This window comes from Ruegeria sp. YTSA064 (assembly GCF_059610325.1).
In genome coordinates this window covers 16,093-35,044 of the sequence record NZ_JBXWNK010000020.1, presented here as the reverse complement: position 1 = coordinate 35,044, position 18,952 = coordinate 16,093, and the positions used below count along the sequence as shown (strand labels likewise).

18 protein-coding genes and 1 pseudogene are annotated in these 18,952 nt (G+C 55.3%); 12 read left to right on the top strand and 7 right to left on the bottom strand.

Translation table 11 applies throughout. From position 1 onward, the window contains the following. Window positions 1-188: pseudogene (locus AC2FI7_RS22150) on the bottom strand (DUF3299 domain-containing protein); the annotation flags it as partial. Between the two features lie 26 nt (window positions 189-214). Further along, window positions 215-1,627: an amidohydrolase family protein gene (locus tag AC2FI7_RS22145; protein ID WP_234900806.1), complete on the bottom strand. Its 1,413-nt coding sequence runs from the start codon at window positions 1,625-1,627 to the stop codon at window positions 215-217. Between the two features lie 117 nt (window positions 1,628-1,744). Between AC2FI7_RS22145 and AC2FI7_RS22140 the strand changes: the two genes are divergently transcribed. After that, window positions 1,745-2,752 carry a helix-turn-helix domain-containing protein gene (locus AC2FI7_RS22140; protein ID WP_496833659.1) on the top strand — a complete coding sequence of 336 codons (1,008 nt, stop codon included), beginning with the start codon at window positions 1,745-1,747 and terminating at the stop codon, window positions 2,750-2,752. A 537-nt stretch (window positions 2,753-3,289) separates the two neighbouring features. Here the strand turns inward: AC2FI7_RS22140 and AC2FI7_RS22135 are convergent. Next, a complete protein-coding gene (locus tag AC2FI7_RS22135; RefSeq protein WP_496674206.1) occupies window positions 3,290-3,709 on the bottom strand; it encodes a DoxX family protein in 420 nt (139 codons plus the stop codon). After that, on the bottom strand, window positions 3,658-4,683 hold the full coding sequence (locus AC2FI7_RS22130) for a helix-turn-helix domain-containing protein (protein ID WP_496674204.1): 1,026 nt from the start codon (window positions 4,681-4,683) through the stop codon (window positions 3,658-3,660). The genes AC2FI7_RS22135 and AC2FI7_RS22130 overlap by 52 nt, the downstream gene beginning before the upstream one ends. Before the next feature lie 184 nt (window positions 4,684-4,867). Here AC2FI7_RS22130 and AC2FI7_RS22125 point away from each other — a divergent pair, with 184 nt between their 5' ends. The 6 genes from AC2FI7_RS22125 (at window position 4,868) to AC2FI7_RS22100 (ending at window position 12,017) form a co-directional block, all read left to right on the top strand. Beyond that, entirely contained in the window at window positions 4,868-6,226 is a 1,359-nt protein-coding gene (locus tag AC2FI7_RS22125; RefSeq protein ID WP_496674201.1) for a metal-dependent hydrolase family protein, read from the top strand. Between the two features lie 65 nt (window positions 6,227-6,291). Beyond that, window positions 6,292-7,683: a metal-dependent hydrolase family protein gene (locus AC2FI7_RS22120; RefSeq protein WP_496674198.1), complete on the top strand. Its 1,392-nt coding sequence runs from the start codon at window positions 6,292-6,294 to the stop codon at window positions 7,681-7,683. Between the two features lie 105 nt (window positions 7,684-7,788). Further along, window positions 7,789-9,441 (top strand): amidohydrolase, encoded by a 1,653-nt coding sequence (locus tag AC2FI7_RS22115; protein ID WP_496833656.1) that lies wholly within the window; start codon window positions 7,789-7,791, stop codon window positions 9,439-9,441. Window positions 9,442-9,503: 62 nt separating this feature from the next. Continuing rightward, complete coding sequence (locus tag AC2FI7_RS22110) at window positions 9,504-10,268, top strand: DUF3299 domain-containing protein (protein WP_496674192.1); 765 nt, start codon at window positions 9,504-9,506, stop codon at window positions 10,266-10,268. A 61-nt stretch (window positions 10,269-10,329) separates the two neighbouring features. Continuing rightward, on the top strand, window positions 10,330-10,731 hold the full coding sequence (locus AC2FI7_RS22105; RefSeq protein WP_496674189.1) for a hypothetical protein: 402 nt from the start codon (window positions 10,330-10,332) through the stop codon (window positions 10,729-10,731). A 62-nt stretch (window positions 10,732-10,793) separates the two neighbouring features. After that, a complete protein-coding gene (locus AC2FI7_RS22100; RefSeq protein WP_496674186.1) occupies window positions 10,794-12,017 on the top strand; it encodes a carbohydrate porin in 1,224 nt (407 codons plus the stop codon). Between the two features lie 394 nt (window positions 12,018-12,411). Here the strand turns inward: AC2FI7_RS22100 and AC2FI7_RS22095 are convergent, their stop codons facing one another. Continuing rightward, window positions 12,412-12,921: a nucleoside deaminase gene (locus AC2FI7_RS22095; RefSeq protein ID WP_142638752.1), complete on the bottom strand. Its 510-nt coding sequence runs from the start codon at window positions 12,919-12,921 to the stop codon at window positions 12,412-12,414. A 137-nt stretch (window positions 12,922-13,058) separates the two neighbouring features. Next, the gene (locus AC2FI7_RS22090) at window positions 13,059-13,736 is read right to left on the bottom strand and encodes an ankyrin repeat domain-containing protein (protein ID WP_142638754.1); all 678 of its coding nucleotides are present in this window, start codon (window positions 13,734-13,736) and stop codon (window positions 13,059-13,061) included. A 54-nt stretch (window positions 13,737-13,790) separates the two neighbouring features. Here AC2FI7_RS22090 and AC2FI7_RS22085 point away from each other — a divergent pair, with 54 nt between their 5' ends. Then, the gene (locus AC2FI7_RS22085) at window positions 13,791-14,135 is read left to right on the top strand and encodes a WGR domain-containing protein (RefSeq protein WP_282121165.1); all 345 of its coding nucleotides are present in this window, start codon (window positions 13,791-13,793) and stop codon (window positions 14,133-14,135) included. Between the two features lie 60 nt (window positions 14,136-14,195). On the opposite strand, the gene AC2FI7_RS22080 is transcribed toward AC2FI7_RS22085, so the two are convergent. Next, a complete protein-coding gene (locus AC2FI7_RS22080) occupies window positions 14,196-14,417 on the bottom strand; it encodes a hypothetical protein (RefSeq protein WP_185956720.1) in 222 nt (73 codons plus the stop codon). A gap of 228 nt (window positions 14,418-14,645) precedes the next feature. Here AC2FI7_RS22080 and AC2FI7_RS22075 point away from each other — a divergent pair, with 228 nt between their 5' ends. From AC2FI7_RS22075 to AC2FI7_RS22060, 4 genes are all read left to right on the top strand, one after another. Then, window positions 14,646-15,068 carry a DUF3768 domain-containing protein gene (locus AC2FI7_RS22075; RefSeq protein WP_185956721.1) on the top strand — a complete coding sequence of 141 codons (423 nt, stop codon included), beginning with the start codon at window positions 14,646-14,648 and terminating at the stop codon, window positions 15,066-15,068. 219 nt (window positions 15,069-15,287) lie between these two features. Further along, window positions 15,288-17,147: a ParB/RepB/Spo0J family partition protein gene (locus AC2FI7_RS22070; RefSeq protein ID WP_496674183.1), complete on the top strand. Its 1,860-nt coding sequence runs from the start codon at window positions 15,288-15,290 to the stop codon at window positions 17,145-17,147. 177 nt (window positions 17,148-17,324) lie between these two features. Continuing rightward, window positions 17,325-17,861, top strand: a complete 537-nt coding sequence (locus AC2FI7_RS22065; protein WP_282121162.1) for a hypothetical protein — start codon at window positions 17,325-17,327, stop codon at window positions 17,859-17,861. A 246-nt stretch (window positions 17,862-18,107) separates the two neighbouring features. Beyond that, window positions 18,108-18,710 (top strand): class I SAM-dependent DNA methyltransferase, encoded by a 603-nt coding sequence (locus AC2FI7_RS22060; protein WP_142638764.1) that lies wholly within the window; start codon window positions 18,108-18,110, stop codon window positions 18,708-18,710. Window positions 18,711-18,952 lie beyond the last annotated feature (242 nt).

Genomic DNA, 18,952 nt, shown 5'->3' with positions numbered 1-18,952 from the left:
CGTATACGCACAACGAAAAGAACATCGTCGAACTGTTCGGGGCTGAGTTCACGATAGGGGTCATCAAAGACCTGCGCAGACGGATCTGGCAGATCTGCCCAGTCCAACGCGGTTCCAGGCGTCGCCGCAGCATCATAACCGCACAAAACCAACCCTGCGAATACTGCGGAGCAAAACCAATTTCGCATGAATGCTCTCCGGCTGCTTTATCTGGTCAATCCAGTGTGTTTTTGTAGATCACACCGTCCTTCATGATCAGGCGGATTGTTTCCGGGCTGTCCGGCCTCGGGTCCGCACCGAACCACTGATCGCCTGTTCCAACGACAGAGAAGTCTTCGAGGGGGTTGCCGTCTATCAGCAGGATGTCGGCATAGGCGCCTTCTTCGATCACACCCAGTTTGCCTTCCGGATAGGGGTTCATGAAATCACCGCTAAGTGCCGCGATCTCGCCACCTACCGAAGTTAGGGTTACCATCGACGCATAGGGGCCGAAGAAATGGTTATTCAGATGTTTCTCGTAGGCGATCTGGATGTTGCACGCTTCGACCGAGCCGACGCAATCGGTTTGGAAACCGCGCGGCGCCGGGCATTCCTTCATACTTGGAATGTAGGCTTCGAAGGTCGCCGAGGCCGATTTGGCCTTCCTCAAACTGTTGGGGTTGTTTTTCACGGACGGAACATCAAGTAGGCCTGGATCAAATGCTGTGATGTTCGTCGTGATGTACGCTCCTTTTTCTTTCATCAAAGCAGAAATCTCGCAGTCAAAGTGAAATCCGTGTTCAATGGTTCTGACCCCTGCATTCAGGGCATTGATGATCGCTTCTTTGCGGTAGGAATGTGCCATGACATAGGTGCCGTACTCGTTGGCAACCTGAACAGCGGCCTCGATCTCTTCTTTCGAACCGGCGAGCAACTGCCATGGATCGAATGCCGAAATCACCCCACCTGATTGCATGAACTTCAATTGCGTGGCACCCATGCGCAGGTTGTTGCGGCCATACATGTAAATTTCGTCAACACCGTTGACCTGTTGGGCCATATTCAGAGTCCCAAAGTTGGTCACCCCACCCGGCGGAGATGTGAAGGATGCGAAATCGGCGTGACCACCACGTGTTCCGAGAAATGCCCCGGAAGGATAAAAGCGGGGGCCGACGATCTGGCCGGCGTCAATTGCGCGCCGCAGCCCGCCGCCAGCGCCCCCGGCATCGCGAACGGTCGTGAAGCCCTGCATCAGGTACATTTCGGCCATCCGGGTCCCGTGGATGGCGAAATCCTCCCAGGTCGAGTTGGTTTCCATCTCGGCAATCGATGGCCCCATGAGCATCAGGTGCGCGTGATTCTCTATAAAGCCCGGTGTCAGAGTGCGCCCACCGCCGTCGATAACCGTCGCGCTCGGCGCATCAATGGCATCGGTTGAGACGGACTTGATCAGATTGCCCTCGACCAGAACACTGGCATTTTCAATGCGTTGCTCATTCACACCGTCGAAGACATGCACGTTGGTAAACAGCGTTTGGGGTTCTTCTTGATCCTGAGCCTGCGCGGTCGCCGAAAAAGAAAGAACTGCCGCGACAATTGCCGTCGAGCAAAGAGACATTCGTAAGCCGGACATAAGTACTCCCTTCATATTCATGTTTTGCCAACTATAGTCTGGAATTCATTGGCTCGGTTGCCCCTTTTGAATTAGGATGTACGAATGTGACTGCAAAAATGGCCACTTCTTAAAGCTAATCCAACAAGGGTTATGAGCTTGCCTTTCAACTCCACCTCCCGAGAGCATAGCGAGGGCTTTGTTCGCCTCTCTTTAGCCGCTCCCTTTCTGCAATATCTCACCGAACGTAAGATCAATCCGCAACCAGCATTGGATCAGGTCGGCTTGAAAGCTGAACTGATGACTAACCCATCCGTGTTCGTTCACTCCGAGTTGGTTTACGGCTTGGTAAATGCTTTCTCAGAAGTATCAGGGGATCGATACCTAGGACTGAATGTAGGGGAAGCGTTTGACCTACAAGGATGGCCGCCCTTCGCTCAAGCCTTGCAATCTACAAAAACGCTGTTCGAGTTTTTTACCCGCTTTGTTGAGCTCGTGCCGCAGGAGTCCAATTCTGTGCGGCACAGCCTTGTCATTGAAGCAGACAAAGCGACTTATCGTATCGAGAGGCAACAGGAACCAACCGTCCCACCCATTCAGGTGACCGGTTTTGGTGCCGCAATCTATGTACGCCTATTGCAGACCGTCGTCGGAGAGTCCTGGGACTCTTCCCGTGTGCGATGGGAAAGCAGATACATCAATGGGCTGCCTATCGACTACAAAGGGATCGAGGTTGGCCTTGGGACTGATCCCGGAATGCAAATTAGTTTTCCTGTGGAATGGTTGTTTTTGCACCACGTCTCTGAGGGTTCTGCCAAGCCCATAGCATCACTTCGACAAGATGAAGAAGTAACCGTGGTGGCAGCTTTGCGATCTGTCTTACGCGACAAACTGGATGAAACCGATTTGGGACCAGAGATGGTGGCTGGAATGCTGGGAATACAACCGGAACGGTTTCTGAAAGCGCTTCAAAAACAAGGCACAACGCTACCCCGTGAGATCAAACGGCTGCGTGTCGATGTCGCTAAGAAGCACCTCCGAGAAGACAAGATGACAATAGCGGAGATCGGCCTGATGCTCGGCTACTCCGACAAGTCCCATTTCACCCGCTTCTTCCGAGGTCAAACCGGAATGACACCGACCAAGTTCCGAAGCAAGTAAATGTGGTCGAGCCAAATGAACGCTTCGAAGATTAGGTCCTCGTGGGATCAGTTCGGAGAAGTTGTAGTGCGACGTTGAACAGGTTAGTCGACGACATGAATGGTTGGTTGCCACCGCCGATACAACCTCTGCAACTGGCCGTTTCGTTGTGTATTTCGGAGTTAGCAAAGCTTGGTTGCGAAGGTCCGCTTCGGGCTGCGTGCGGCCAATCATGCTAACAGCAGACAACGATGGCACCGAGCCCAATTCAGTCGTTTACAGCAGACAACATGATTTCCTGAACGTCGCGCATGTCCTAGTCAATGGCTTGGTGCAAAACTGAAAAGCGTGATTGTGAATGCCTGCTTCAGGCTGGGGACCAGCCAATCATGCTTGCTGCGGAGAACGGCAACACTGAGCCCATTTTGACCGATGCTGCGCGATGTCCCAATGACAGCAATGCGCAGAAAGCGGACTTCGCAAATTCGAGAATAAGGGCCCGTTGTAGACGTTCCATCGCTGTCCCGGGGCTGCCTGGCATCGGTCGGGTGGCTGTCGTTACAGCACGTTTAGAAGTTTCGAATACTCAGCGCTCAAAACAAGAGCCGCAAGTGTCCCTGTTATCGTCGCCGGTATACCCTGCTTCCAAGTATCGTACACTAGATGGCAAAATATCGCTCCGACAGATGTGCTTAGCAACGCAAGTGCTCCTAGCGGCCCGATCCAGGACGATTGAAACCAGATGGCGATTGCCCCGAAAAGTTCTCCGCATCCGACGAGGAACATGATCTGCCTGTTGAGGCCGTAGCTTTCGAACATGCCCAACTGGATTTCAAAAATCTTCTTTTGCCACCCAAAAATCTTGATGGATGAAGCAAAGAGAAAAAATGCAGATAGAAGACCGATGGCGATGTTCAGGAGCAATGCTAGTCCTTCCGGTTTGATTTCTTGTAGGCTGCCGGAGAAAGGCCCGTCCATTTACGAAACGCCCGAGAGAACGCTGTGGGGTCGGCATACCCGAGCCTTCGCGCTGTTTCGCCTACGGAAGTGTTGCCTTCGACGAGAAGGTTTTCAGCGGCATCCTGTCTTAATCGCGCAATCACCTGCGAGGCCGTCAGACCATAGGGTTTCAGCCGGTTGTTAAGCGTTTCGCGATGAAAGCCACAAAGGTCGGCTAAGGCATCGACACCAAACTCCGGTTCAGCCAAATGCACCCGTATCAGTCCTTCCAGTCCGGCAAGAAAGTCCTGCGGTGCGGCCAGATCATTCTCTTTAATCCTCAGGTCTGACGGGTTTTCCAATGCCTCCTGCGTCAGCTGGTAGCTCAGCCAGTTTGATGGAAACCTGATAGAAAACCCCTGCGGCGCACACTGGATTGCTTTGACGCCATGAAACTGTTCGGGGAGCGCATCCGGATCACTGACTTGCAGAACGACCTGGTAGGGGTCCCATCTGAAATCCAGAACCCGATGCAAAAGGGATATCCAGACGCTGGCCAGAAACGCATCGGCCTGCGCCGGTGAAACAGAAACGGCAAAGTTTCGTCTGGCGTGGAAATACGCGTGCTCGTCTTCGACAAGGAGCGATTGGGTGACAGCATTGGATTCCTTGGATACCGCCTGTGTGAACCTTGTGAAGAAGTCTCCGAGAGTCAGAGCGTCCGCCAACATGTTGCCATGTGGCAGAAACCGAACAAGGTCGACGGACTGACCGACTTTGGCGCAGAACACCGGTGATGAGGCATCTGCTACAGCCTGAAAAATCTGGTAAACCGTGTCATGGGGCACGAAATTCTGCCGGTCCATCACCTGGGCTTCATTTAGTCCCAGAGGATCGAGGACGAACGCCGGTTCGATGCTCACCTTGCGAAGGGCGGCGACAACAGGACCCGCAACGGACGCCCTGACGAGCGGCAGTGTCTTGTCCGATTTCTTGATACGTTCGCCGGTCATCGCGCCTCCTGTTCGCTGAAACTAGGACAGAGGCGCCGGAAACTTCCACCGAAAACGCGTCGAACCTTGCAGATTGCCAAAACTAATTTTCAACCTCTGACAAGGTGTCAGGCAATTTTTTGGCTCAGTCCCTAAACTCACATTGGGAACCCGACTTCTTTGATTCGCCGAAAGGAATGCCACAATGCTGTCGAAACTGGCCCAAATTCTGACGACGACCCTTGTCGCGGGTCTTTTGTCTTCAGCCCATGCCGTTGCACAGGAGGAAAGCTTTCCGATCCTCTTCACCAACGTGCATGTCTTTGACGGCGTGAACGAAGAGCGGATCGAGAATGCCAATGTTCTCGTTGTTGACAACCTGATTGCCGAGGTCTCGACCGAGCCTCTGGCTGTGGCGAATGCTCAGATCATCGACGGCGGCGGGCGCACGCTGATGCCGGGGTTAATTGATGCGCATGTGCACATGGCCATCACCGAGCCGATTGCGGACCTGAGGGACAATTTTGACTGGATGTACTGGGGCGCGGTTTCCACGGTCGAAGCAGAAAAGATGCTGTTGCGCGGCTTCACCTCCGTCCGTGATGCGGGTGGACCGGCGATGGGACTTCAGAAAGCCATCGACCGGGGCAAGGCCGTGGGTCCGCGCATCTATCCGTCCGGCCCCGTGATCTCGCAAACCTCCGGACATGGCGAGCACAGGCACTACACGGAACCGCACCCCAACTTCGAAGGGTCCTCGCCGTCGTTCTTCAACCAGCACCTTGAGTTTCTCGCTGACGGTGTCCCGGAAGTTCTGCGCGCAACGCGCGAAGCGCTTCGCCTCGGAGCATCGCAAATCAAAGTCATGGCGGGCGGTGGCGTATCCTCCAGTGTGGACCCGCTCCACACGGTGCAATACCTGCCCGAAGAACTGGAAGCTGCGGTCAAAGCCGCGGCGGACTGGGATACCTACGTCCTTGTCCACGTCTACAATGACGAGAGCATTCTGCGGTCCATCGAAGCCGGTGTGCTGAGTATCGACCATGCGCAATTGATGACCGAAGTCGGCGCGCAGGCGATCAAGGACGCGGATGTCTGGGTCGTGCCCTACTATTCTCTTCTGGGGTTGGATGAAGAAGTCGTCATCAAGGTGCTTGGGCCGCTCGCCGCCCCCAAGTTCCTGGCCGTACAAGCTGGCGCCAGAAACCAGATGAAACTTCTGAAGGAATTCGGCATCGAAAAGGTCGCCTTTTCCACCGACATCATCGGGGACCCTGCGGCGCTCACCAAGCAGAACGATGAATTCAAGTATCGACTCGAAGAGTGGTCTTCTTATGAAGTTCTTTTGCAGGCTACGTCTAAGGCCGGTGAATTGCTTGCCCTGTCAGGTCAACTCAACCCCTATCCCGCGGGTCCACTCGGCGTGATTGCAGAAGGGGCCTATGCGGACATTTTGCTCGTCGAAGGAAACCCGGTCGAGGATGCCCTGATCATGACCGACTACGAGAACAACTTCGATCTGATCATGAAAGACGGCGTGATCTACAAGAACACACTCGACTGAGTGTCGCGCGGGGTGAAGTTACCTCGGCATCCCGCGCACCAAAACACTGAAAGAAAGGCCACTCGATGAAACAGCTTAAACAGATTGCAGTGACGGCAAGCGCGTTCGTATTCGCGGCGAGCGTTTCGTTTGCGCAGGACGCTTTGCCTCAAACACTGTTCACCAACGTCCATGTTTTTGACGGTGTGAACGAAGCGCGGATCGAAAACGCCAGCGTTCTGGTTGAAGGTAACCTGATTAAGGAAGTTTCGACCGACGCCATTGACGCGCCGGACGCCACCGTGATCGACGGCGACGGACGCACGCTGATGCCGGGTTTGATCGACAGCCACGTTCACCTGAACCTGACCGGTCTGTTCACAAGCTTTGGTGGCGCGGAATATGCCAATTGGGATGGTATTGGCGCAATGGCGGCTGCGAACGCGCGTGACTACCTCATGGATGGGTACACGACGGTTCGCGATGCCTGTGGTCAAGGCGATGCGATGAAGAAACTAATCGATCAGGACATAGTCGTCGGACCGCGGGTTTACCCAAGCGGTGCCTGCATCGGTCCGCAATCCGGTCACACGGACTGGCGCAGCCCGCGTGCCCGCGCCGAAGGTGGCCCTGTCACACAGGTCGAGGAACTTAATCTCGCGGTCGTCGCAGACGGCGTAGACGAAATCAGAGCAGCCGCGCGCAGAAACCTCAGCTTCGGCGCCACGCAGATCAAGCTTACGGTTGGCGGTGGTGTTTCCTCTGAATTGGACCCCCTCTGGTCCGTTGGATACAGCGTGGAAGAGATCAAAGCCGCAGTGGACGCGGCCGCATTTTATGACACATATGTGTTCGTACACGCCTATACAGACGAGACTGTTAAACTGGCTCTCGATGCCGGAGTGAAGGTCATTGACCACGGCCAGATGGTCACCGAAGAAACCGTAAAGCGCATGGCAGATGAAGGTATTATCTGGTCGCTTAATACGGCGGGGTTCTCACCGATCCTGTTTGAGCACCCCAACTTTGCGCCCGGCACGCCCGCAGGTATCAAACTCGCGGTTGCTCAGGACCAAAGCAAAGATCTCATTGAACTGGTCAAGAAGTACAAACCCAAGATTGTGCACAATGTTGATACAGTACTTTCAACGCTTGATCAGGGCCGTGCTCACCGCGATTTCGAAAAGTACCAGTTTGCGGACTGGTTCGGAAATCACGCCATGCTGGTTTCGGCCACATCGGCGGGGGGCGAGCTGGCGCAATTGACGGGACAACGCAATCCTTACCCCGAGAAACTGGGCGTGATTGAAGAAGGTGCCTATGCCGATATCCTGATCGTCGATGGCAACCCGCTTGAAGACTTGTCCGTATTGGGAGCCCAACCGAAATGGTTTGACGCAGAACCCCGCCAAGAAGGCTTTGATACCATCCGCGTAATCATGAAGGACGGCAAGTTCTACAAGAATACGCTGGACTGAAAAGCTCAGGCATTTTGCAATCTGCCCATGCCTGCGCCGGATCGAACCTTTTCTGGCGCAGGCAGACAGCCCAAACAGTAGTCGCCCAACTCAAGGAAGAAACCAATGCGTATATCTCCGATACTCGCCGCAGTTCTCAGCGTTTCCGCTGGATTTGGGCAAGCCCAAGACACAACAGTTTTCACCAATGCCAACGTCCTGACCATTGATGACGAATTCTCGGTGGCGGAGGCGATGGCGATCCGGGGCAGCCGTATTCTAGCGGTCGGGGCTGAAGCGGATGTGATGGCCGAAGCTGGGGAAGGTTCAACGGTTGTTGATATGGCAGGAAGCACAATTATGCCTGGCTTCATTGATGCGCATACTCATCCTGTCGGCGGCGGTGCCTCTTCTGTCTTTGACAATGTGGGAGTTGACCGTTTTTCCACAGTCGAAGAGGCACTTGAGTACATGAAAGAAGCCTCAGATGGCCAAGGACCTTCCGATTGGGCATTGTTCGTGAACCTCGATCTGGCAACGCAATCCTTTGCCGATGGCCTTGTTACCCGGGATCATTTGGATTCAATCGCGCCCGACACGCCGATGGTCATCTGGCAGGCGGGTGGTCACAAGATGACCGTAAATTCTGTTGTTTTGGACTTGATGGGGGTGACTGACGACGCGCCGGATCCCGAGGGTGCACAATTCGGGCGGTTCGACGACGGCCGTCCAGACGGAAACTTGTCCGGTGGGGCGCTTTTGTTCGGTGCGTTGTCCGTTATTGAGCCTTATCAAAATTACGACCGCGTCGAAGGCACAAAGGCAATCGCTCAGGATTGGGCGACAAAAGGGCTGACAGCCGTTGGCGTGGCCGGGGTTGCCAATCCCGGAGATTGGGAAGTCTTTGAAGCTCTCGGTGCTGACGCTGAGTTTCCAATTCGTACACGTAGCTATCTTCAATGGGCAGAACTCGACGCTTGGGACGAAGCGGGCGTTGAACCTGGGCAGGGTGATGCCATGGCGCGGGTCATCGGCTGGAAGATTTCGGCAGATGGATCAAATCAGGCATACACAGGGCTGCAGCGCGAACCCTATCTGAATTCGGATAACTACGGGCTCGCGTATATGCTCCCGAACGACATCAACTTCGCGGTATATGACGGGACAAGACGCGGCGGTCAGATGGCCATGCATGGAAATGGGAACGCGTCCATCGACAACATCATCGCTGCGGTCGAAAGAGCCCGTGCAGAAGGCGTTGACGTTGTTCGACCGCGTATTGAACATTGCTCGATCACCGAAGACGATCAGATCGCCAAGCTCAAAGAACTGGACATCTCGTGTTCTTTCTTGATTGCACACGTACTCTACTGGGGAGGAGCGTTCCGGGATACCGTGTTCGGCCCTGAAAAAGCGGTAAAATTGGATCGCACCGGCAGCTTTGAGAGAGCCGGTGTGCCCTATTCTTTGCACACGGATTATTCTGTCTCAGTTCTTTCTCCTCTGGAAATGGTAGAAGCTGCAGTCACAAGATCCCTTTTTACGGACCCGGAGACAGTATTGGGCGAACATGAAAGAGCCTCGGTCGATATGGCGCTGCGGGCGGTTACAAGCGTTCCGGCATTTCAACTCTTGTCAGAAGAAGAGATCGGCAGTCTTGAGGTCGGCAAACTGGCCGATTTCGTGATCCTTGCCCAAAACCCCCGCGAAGTAACCGCCGAACAAATCAGCGAAATCGAAGTGGAGCAAACCTGGATGGACGGGAAGAGAGTTCATTAAAATCTCCAGCCAGCTTTCCAAGTTGGCTGGAAGCCCCGGAAACCAGAAAGCGAGAACCTAACATGCGCCAATTCATTTCTGCCCTTGCTGTTATTATTGCAGGAAACCCGCTTTTTGCAGAGGTTGCGCAGATCAATTGGGCCGACCTAATCGACCAAGGCGTTCAATCCTACGAGGACCCTTTCCGTGATCTGAGTTACGAACAGATCGACGGCTTGCGGCAGGTGGTGAAATTGCAATCTGAATTGGAAGGAGAAAATCCGTCGGCAGATGCTGCGGAGACGCTGGCCGAGGTCAAGAAATCCCTTTCCAACGAAGGTGTAGATGCCGATTGGCTTATTTCCCAAAGGTGGGTTGTCGCCGACCGGAGAAAGCTGGCAGGAGAAGCCGGAAATCCGGCTAAGGACGGGGCAATCATTAAGCTGGCTGGATTTGTCATCCCCGCGCCCGCATCAGCGGACGGTACGCCAGTTGCCTATTTGGTTCCAGAGCGGGGAATGTGCAGCCACGTACCACCACCACCGCCAAACCAGATGGTTCGCTTGCGTCTGACCAATGGCTGGAAGCCGACCGAGATGTATGAACCAATTGTTGTGACGGGACAGTTGCAAATCCAGCCGTCGGATGAGCGGATTTTGGTAGTAGACGGTTCCGTTTCAATGCGTGCCACCTTCGAAATGGATGTTGCTGACGTTCAAACGTTCAGTAAAAATGACGTCCGCCAGTCAGTGGGCACTACCGATCCATCAGCCGCCACCAAGGCTTGGGCGGAAGGTCTCGCCGAAAAGCTCAAGCAAAGCCGTCAATCTCAAACAGAGAACCAATAACCTCATCCAACCTCCGGATTTGCCTCGTCTCGCTGCAGGTTCACCATCGAAAGGACGTACAATGAAACATCTTATCCTGGGGGCTCTTATGGCGGGATGCGCCACATTGGCCACTGCAGAAGACACCCTAAAAATGCGCACGTTTCTGTTCATCGGCGCGTCCAACAGTACCGCTTGGGGAATGCAGATTGCAAATCCGGGCGATCGTGCAGCCAGCGTCAAAGGTGGAATTGAGGCGCTTGGCGGAGAGCTTCTCAGTTACTATTGGGGGCTCGGAAACGGGAAGAACTACATCACGGTCTCACTTCCGGACGATTCCACGTTCATTCAGGCGTTTTACGTCAGCCGTCTTGGGGATGGACTGCTCGATGACTACCAGATGATCGAACTGATGAGCAGTGCGGACATGGCCGTGGCGCTGGAACGTGTTCCCGAAATCAAAGCTGTGGATGACGTAAAGTGATTGGAGGTTTGTCGCACCAGAGATCGTACCTTCCACCACGACCGACCCTTGCCACTGCATTATTGAGCGCCTTTTCACTATTTGGCGGTGCTGCTGATGCCCAGGAAAATTCTGCTCAGGCGAAACTGGAGGCCGCAGCCCAGGTATCGTTGGGTGGTCCGGGATCAGCCAGCGCGCAGCAGGAGCAAGACAGGTTGCGCCGGCTGGAAGATTCGCGTTGGCCCGGTTTGGACCGTGCCATTGATCCAGCCGAGACCGCTTTGGGTCGATTTCGGGAAAACACCGGATTGGCGCTCAGCTTTGATTACCAGGCTCTATACCAACGCAGTTCTCACAGCCTGACCGGGCAGGACGAATCTGCATCCGGTCAGCTCAGGATGATCGGGACGTGGGAATTGGCAAACCGGGGTGGTGAAAACCCAGGTAGCCTTGTCTTTATTCTGGAGAACCGACACCGGTTGGACCAGTCCATTGCACCTTCAGCGCTTCCTGCGCAAATTGGATATCAAGGGGCAACCGCGGTCACGTTTGGGGACACAAACACGACCTTGTCGGTAGCTTACTGGCAACAAGCCTTCGCAAACGGGCGCGGAGGAGTGGTGGCGGGTCGGATCGATCCGGGCGACTACTCTGACATTCTGGGTTACGTGAACCCACGAACGACCTTTTCGAACTTTTCAATCCTGTTTAGCCCGGTGTTGCCAATCCCCGATCCCGGTTTTGGTGTCACGGTCGGCGGCTATCTGACGGATCAGATTTACGCGTTAGGGGTGGTCAGTGATGCCAATGGGTCTCTCACAGACGTTGAGTGGTTTTCCGGGGGTAGCGAATTCTTCAAATACGCCGAGATCGGCTGGACGCCCGAAAAATCAAAACGATTTCTGACAAACGTTCATCTGGGGATGTTTCACACGGATGCGCGCCAACAAGTTGGCGTACCGGAAACATATGGAGCCACACTTTCTGCCAACCATACATTCGACAACCAACTGATGATCTTCGGACGGCTGGGATGGTCCAATGGCGGCGGTGCGTTGGCCAGGCATGCAGTCAACGCAGGCTTGATGTGGCGACCTGGCACCTATGATGATCTCTTTGGCATAGCGGCCACTGTTGCTGAGCTGACGACACCAGGATTGCCCAATCAAACGACACTTGAAGCTTTCTACCGTTTGGACCTGGCTGACAATCTGGCGCTGACGGCAGACGTGCAATACTTGAAAAATCCCGGATCAAATTCGAACGATCCGCTGGTCTTAGGATTGAGACTGAGGGTTAATCTTTGATGCATGCCGCGTAGCAGTTTCCGTTCTGGCTTCATTTTGGTCGGAATGGCGGGGGGCGGCACGTGAGTGGGTCGCCCCCAACTATTAGGGCAATTGTAGGCTCAGCCGTTGCAAACAGAACAGTACGAAATTTCCGCATCTCGAAAATTGCAAAGTCTAGTTTCGAATGTCCGGTTTGGGCTGAGACCAGTCATCAGAAAGCGATGAGCCTACGGCAACTTTGTCCGCACTGTGTGAATTCAGCATGACCTTAATCTTGCTCTCGCAGCGAACGGCAGGTTCGACGGGCCGCACCGCAGCGGAGGAGACCGGTGGTCAACGGCGGTTGTGGGCCGGACTTCCCACCGTGGGAGGCGAATGCAAAATGAAACGTTGCTGATGGCTGAGAACCATACTAACTGCAAAGCTTCGGGGAACTTGCGCTCGTGATTTTCCGGCCGTAGAACATCAGGCGGACTCCAGCCCAGTATGCCGCGGCTTCACACATGGGACATGGTCGGGAGGATGAGTACATGACCGATCCGGTCAAATCTCGGTGATTAAGGCGTCGCGCGGCATCCCTGATCGCGGCCATTTCAGCGTGGGCCGTGGGGTCTTGATCCAAGATGACCCTGCTCCATGACTGGCCAATAATGACATTGTCGCGCACCACAACTGCGCCATACCCTTGATCTCCATGGTCAATCGCATACTGACGCATCTCGAAGGCGCGCTCCATGAATGAGGCATCTTTGGGATCACTTGGCTGAGGTATAGCGTCGTCCGCACCCGAAGAAGTTTGGCCCAGGACAGAGCCACTCAAGCCGACCGTCAGCGCGCCAAAGCCTGATGCAGCAAGAAAGCTGCGCCTCGCGCAAACAAGCGCGCTGTAGCCGACCTGTTTACTTTTTCCGATCTTGTTCATTTTGCCGTTGTCCTTGGGATGTCTTCATCTTTGTCGCCACTCTACCACGCCGAGACCTTGACCCGAGGTCGGTCATATCCAAGCTGCCATCGGTGCCTGTCCGGTGAAACTCACCGCTTCCGCCTGCCGGACAGGCCTCAATCCTCTGTTCTCAGCCGCTCTGCCATCTCGGAAAATCCGCGAAGTTCGGCGTGTTCGAGTGGGGTAATTCCGTTACGATCGGCAAGCGATCTGTCAGCACCCGCAGCCAATAAGGCATCCAGAACCGCAAGATGATCCGGGCCGCCGTCGCCAAGCACAACGGCTTCGATAACGGCTGTCCAATGAAGATTGTTCACATGGTCCAGAGGCGCGCCGGCGGCGATCAGCCGTCTGACAATCTCGACATGACCGAGATGCGCGGCCGCGATAAGAGCGGTTCCGTCATAAGGGCTGGTCGTGAGGCCGGGATCGTTGCCGAGCTCAATGGCGAGCGTCATCAGTTCCGGATCATTTGCAACGGCCGCAATCGTGACCACGTCGTAGGCCTGATCTTCAAGTGCATTCATGTCGGCGCCAGCCTCAGCCAGTGCACTCAATGCCTCGTCCTCTGAAGCAAACGCGGCCACATGGGCTGGTGTGCGACCCCACGAGTCCCGCGCGTTGACGTTTGCCCCTGCCGCAACGAGTTGCCGGATCATTTCTTCGTTGCCGGTGTGAGCGGCTGCGAAGAGACCGTCGTATTGCGCGACCTCATCAGCCGAAGGCGGTGTCTGCGCCGCACCCGCGTTGGCGGCAAGACCCATCACGAAAGCAAATAGTAGAAAACGAAACATGGCAGATCCTATTACCTACATATTGGTCAGCTATAGTAGTAGCGGATGCATTCGATGTCATTTTCCGTTCAGGATCAGGGTCCTTTCCCGGGAATTGATTTCGCAATGTCATTGGACAGAAGGGCTGAATTGACCGACAATCGCGTCATGGAACTGACAGCAACGACACCTGTCCACCTGATCCATGTGGACCCCGACGTTAACATGGCGCGGTTCTATGGAATAGAGTTGCAGCCGACGTTGTTTGGCGAAGTTTCTGTTCTTCGTACCTGGGGACGTATCGGCACAAACGGGCAAGCCATGTTGGTGACGTACGAAGACGCAGCCCAAGCTAGTGAAGCGCTTCATAACCTTGAAAAGCAAAAGCTCCGACGAGGGTATGTTCCGGTCGGTGAGTGATTTCGGGCTGCGGCCTTTGTCCCTTGGCAAATCCCGAGCCAGCTGGCTCGTGACCGGGCTCTAGGTTTCAGTCGGCATGCCGGCTTCCACCCAGAACACCCCAGAATGATCTCCCTGCCCCAGTAGCCCCTGAACCGTCTCTTGCGAGCCGGGCAGGGGCTTTGGGTCATGGTCGGTCCATGCCGTGGTGATCTGCCCGTTCGGGTGACGATCCCTTTTGCGCTCCCGCAGGATCAAAGATCCTTTGGCTTCTTTTTTGTTGGTCAGGCGGGATTTGGGCAAGCCAAACGCCCCCCCGACGTCAGGGGGAAGGCGCGGCCTCCCCCCTCGGACAAGACAAATAGACAAGACCGTGTCCTCGCGCGTTGCGCTGCGGGCCGCACCACTCTTGTCGATTTGTCCTGTCTCGCCCCTCTCCGCGTTCGCCACGGGGCAGGTTTTAGAGACGACGCCCTTTCAGGGCTCGGCTCAAAACCAGCACCAAAGGGGATCAGCCCCGGAGGTCACACCATGAGAGGAGAGACGGTTTTGAACCTTGAGACGACAAATGACATCGAAAATGACACCAGCCTTCAGGCGGCAGAGATTGCGGTCCAGAATGACCTGTTTCGGAAAGCCCTGATCGATCCGACTGCAGCCATTGAGATGCAGTCCAAAGGCATTCAGGGGCAGGTGTTTGTCACGCCCGGCGTGTCAGGCGAAGGGATGGAGTTCCAGACCGCAGCTTTGAAGGCGGTGGCGTCGGATGACCAGTTCGATGAAGGCAATGACCCTTATGGTGATCACACATTCGGGACGGTGATCGTCAGCGGCCAAAAGCTGTTCTGGAAAATCGATCTTTACGACGCGGATTACACATACGGCTCCGACCGCCCGTTTGACCCCGCAGTGACGCGTCGCGTCCTGACCATCATGTGCCCCAGCGAATACTGATCCCAATCCCAAACCAGAAAGGAGGTGAACACCATGAGCAATGAAATCTTGCAGCAGCGTATCGCAGAAGCGTGGGCGCTAATCAGGAAGGGCGATGACTTCGACATCGGACGCCGCTTCCTGATCCAAAACGCAGCCGTTTAAGCGGCCTCGCTCTACCCCCACGAGGGGTAGGGCACCCTTAACACAAAGCAAAACACTCAAACAAGGATTTGCCCCATGAGCAAACTCGAAACATTCACCGCACCGGAAATCATCGAAGCCATCGCCCTGACCGATCTCTACCTGTCTGAATTGAACCCGCGTCAGGAGGTTTCTGAGGAAGGCATTGCCCTGCTGGCCGACAGTCTGGTCATGTGCGGCCTGATCCAGAACCTCAGCGGTCTGCGCGACGCAGATGGCAAAGTCGCCATCGTCGCCGGTGGCCGCCGCTTGCGAGCTCTGAACATCGCCGTGACCGAACGTGCCGATCTGGCACAGGTGCCGGTCAAAGTCACGGATAATCCGTTTGTGGCCGAGCAATGGGCGAATGCGGAAAACACCGCCCGTGAAGAACTGGACCCGGTGGACGAGGTCCGCGCCTATGGCAAGATGGCGGAGAAATCCCTGTCTGTTGCCAAGATCAGCAACGCGTTCGGCGTGACCGAAGCCCATGTGCGCCGCCGCCTCGCATTGGCCGGTCTGCCTGCCGCCGTATTGGACGCGCTCAAAGCCGATGAGATCAGCATGGGGCTGGCCAAGGCCATGACAGTCAGCACCGAGGAAGAGAAAATTCTGGAGGTGCTGGAACAGGCCAAAGAGTGTCGGTGGTTTAGTGAGCATGATGTCAAACAGGCCCTGACCTCTGAGGCTGTCAGCAGCACCAACCGCAAGGCTGTGTTTGTCGGGCAGGAGGCTTATGTTGAAGCCGGCGGCACGGTCACCACCGATCTCTTTGCCGATGAGACCCTGTTCAATGAAGGTGAGCTACTGGACCGTCTCTTTGCTGAGAAACTGGCGACAGAAGCAGAAAAGCTGCGCGAAGCGGAAGGCTGGGACTGGGTGGACACCCATGACGAAAGCTACATTCCCTATCGGTTCTCGGGAAGTGAAGGCATGCACCGTCTGGAGATGGTGAGCCGGGACTTCACCGAAGAACAGGCCGAGCGGTATGACGAACTGGCCGAACTCTATGAGGCTGAGGCTCTGGATGAAGATGGCGAAAAGGAGCTTGCAGCGCTCGAAGACTATGCCGCGCCGTTTTACTCCGACGATCAGCGCATGCTGTCCGGTGTGTTTGTCTATGTCGGCAACACTGGCGAGATCAAAACATCCTCGGCCTATGTCGCGGCGGAACATCTCCAGGCCGCCATTGAGGCCGGTATTCTGGCCCCGGTCAAAGAGTCCGAGGCCAAAGAGAAACCAAAACCTGCCTATTCGCAGAAGTTCATCGACGACATGGTGGCGATCCGGCTGGCGGCGGTTCAAACGGCTTTGCTGGACAAGCCTGACTATGTGCTGAGCCTGTTTGCGTTCTTCACCACCCCGGCCTCCGGTCTGACCAGCACCTTGTTTGGCTTTGGCGGCGCTGAACGGAATACGCCGGAAATCGACGACCAGTTCATCCTCGACCCGCGTCTTGGCGGGGAGCGGGATGCGGCAGCAGAGGCAGCCTATGATCAGTTCCACGAAATGGCCGCACAAGGCAACGTAGAGGCGTTCAAAGCGTTTCGCGATCTGGGCAAGAAGACCCGCAATGGAGAGATCACAGCTTTTCTGGCCCGGCGGTTCCTGACCCAACGCCCGGAGTTCATGGGCGAGATCGAGGCTGAGATTGGTGCCGGCATGCGCGCGATCTGGACCCCCTCTGCTGAGAACTGCTTCAAACGGCTGAAAGGCTGGCAACTGGATGATCTCTACAAGGACCTGCTGGACCTGCATGGCGACACGGATATGTTCAAAGCCTTTGCGAAATCCAAGAAAGGCGCGAAGAACGAGGCGATGCACAAGCTGTTCAACGATGCAAAACATCAGGTGGCATTGGGTGTGTCAGAGGCACAGAAAGCGAACATCGACGCTTGGGTGCCGGATTGCTTCTGAACCCAATGGGGCAGGGCGCACAGCGCCCTGCCTATCAATCTCTGGCTGTGTCATCCTCAATGAGGAAAACTCAAAGTGGCATTGCGTGAACACCCCGTCGCGCATAGCTAACAGAGGTCGGTCACCCGGCTCATTCTCAAAAGCGATCACTTGATCAAAACGGATTTGGATAGACCCATGGACACCACTTCGAACAAGCTCGAAAAAGCCGCTCGCCGTGTCTGGAAATCCGCGCAGATGTTTGTCGGGTTTCATACGGATCAGAAGGGCAAACCGCGCGAACAGCCAAAGCTCTGGCCGCCGAAAAACGGGAGCGCGTCGATCCATGGTGACCCCAGCGCGCAAGAGGCCATCGTTGTTGTGAAAGCGGCTGATCCAGAGGCGGCACAGGACGTGCAGATCAAGCTGCATCCGAACCGTATTGTTGTGCGCCGCGATGCGGAAATGTGGTGGCAGGGTGTCGCCGTGGATGAGCATTCTGTGACGGTCCGCATGGCCGACAACACGATCATCGAAATCCGACATGACGGGTCGGTCATACGCCGCTCGGCGGAAGATGAAACCCATGTTGAAGCCGATGGCAGTATCTTCAAGTTCACCGAGTTTGCCGAGGCGCATATGACGGGTGACGGGGTGGAAATGACCCGCCGCACCGAGGATAGGATCGCTACGATATCAGCCGACGGTGTTGTCGATCGCGCGCGCAAGCGTTAGCCTGGTTTCAATACCTCGAGACTTTCCTTCGGTTAAACTTGTGGCCCGCTTCGGTGGGCCTCTTTCTTGCGGGAAAGATTGTCGGCAGAGGCTTGCCGAAGTCGCCTCTATTCCTTCCATATGCCGTTCCAAACCCATGTTGACTGTTGTCGCCAACCTAGCCAATGTCGCGCGTTCGTATCGATGCGTCTGCCTCAGCGTAGATGTGTTGGAGCCGATGAAATCCCACAAGGAAGCGTAAGCAACATGACCGATGACTGGAACGACTATGCGGATGGCTGGGACGACAACAGCGACGTTAGACGCTACGCAAACCACGCTTTTGCCTCGCTCGACGACCACTTGAATCTTCGTGGGAAGGATTGGCGATCAAAACGCGTGCTCGACTTTGGATGTGGTACCGGATTGCTGGCGGAGAAAATTGCACCGCATGTGGCGGAAGTTTTCGCGGTTGATACTTCGGAGAATATGATTGACGTCCTTCAGAACAAACAGCTGCACAATGTCAGGGCCGTTCACGGAGATATGCTGGCTGGAGATGTTCCGGAATTAGGGAATGAGTTTTCAGAATTCGATTTGATCTGCGCGTCTTCCGTTTGCGCCTTTCTTCCAGATTACAGTGGCGCCGTGGCAGTACTGGCGGGTTTGCTCAACAAGGGTGGGCATTTTGTGCAGTGGGATTGGCAAGCGTCAGATGATGACGGCTTTGGATTGACGCTGAATCAAATGAAGGCCGCGCTGGAGGCGGCACGACTAGGCTCCATTCGGGTCGAACAAGTATTCGAAATCAATTCTGATGCGCGGACGATGCCGGTTTTGATGGGAGCGGGCATTCGCAATCCGGAATGAATTTGAGTGTGGATGGGTGACAACCAGTGCGTCCAGTTAGCCGGCCATTGATATTGCTCAAGTGCGTTCAAGACTTTCGGATGAACAGGTACCCTTTCCTTGAAAGCTTCGTGCTCCAGTTCGCCCGATGAGCCTGGACCAGGCAATTCTGCTTCTGGCAGCGAAGCTCAAGTCTGAGTGGTGGCGGAAGTTATTTGGTCAGATTCCACCCCGCCAAATTGAGTCCGGCTGATCACCTGATC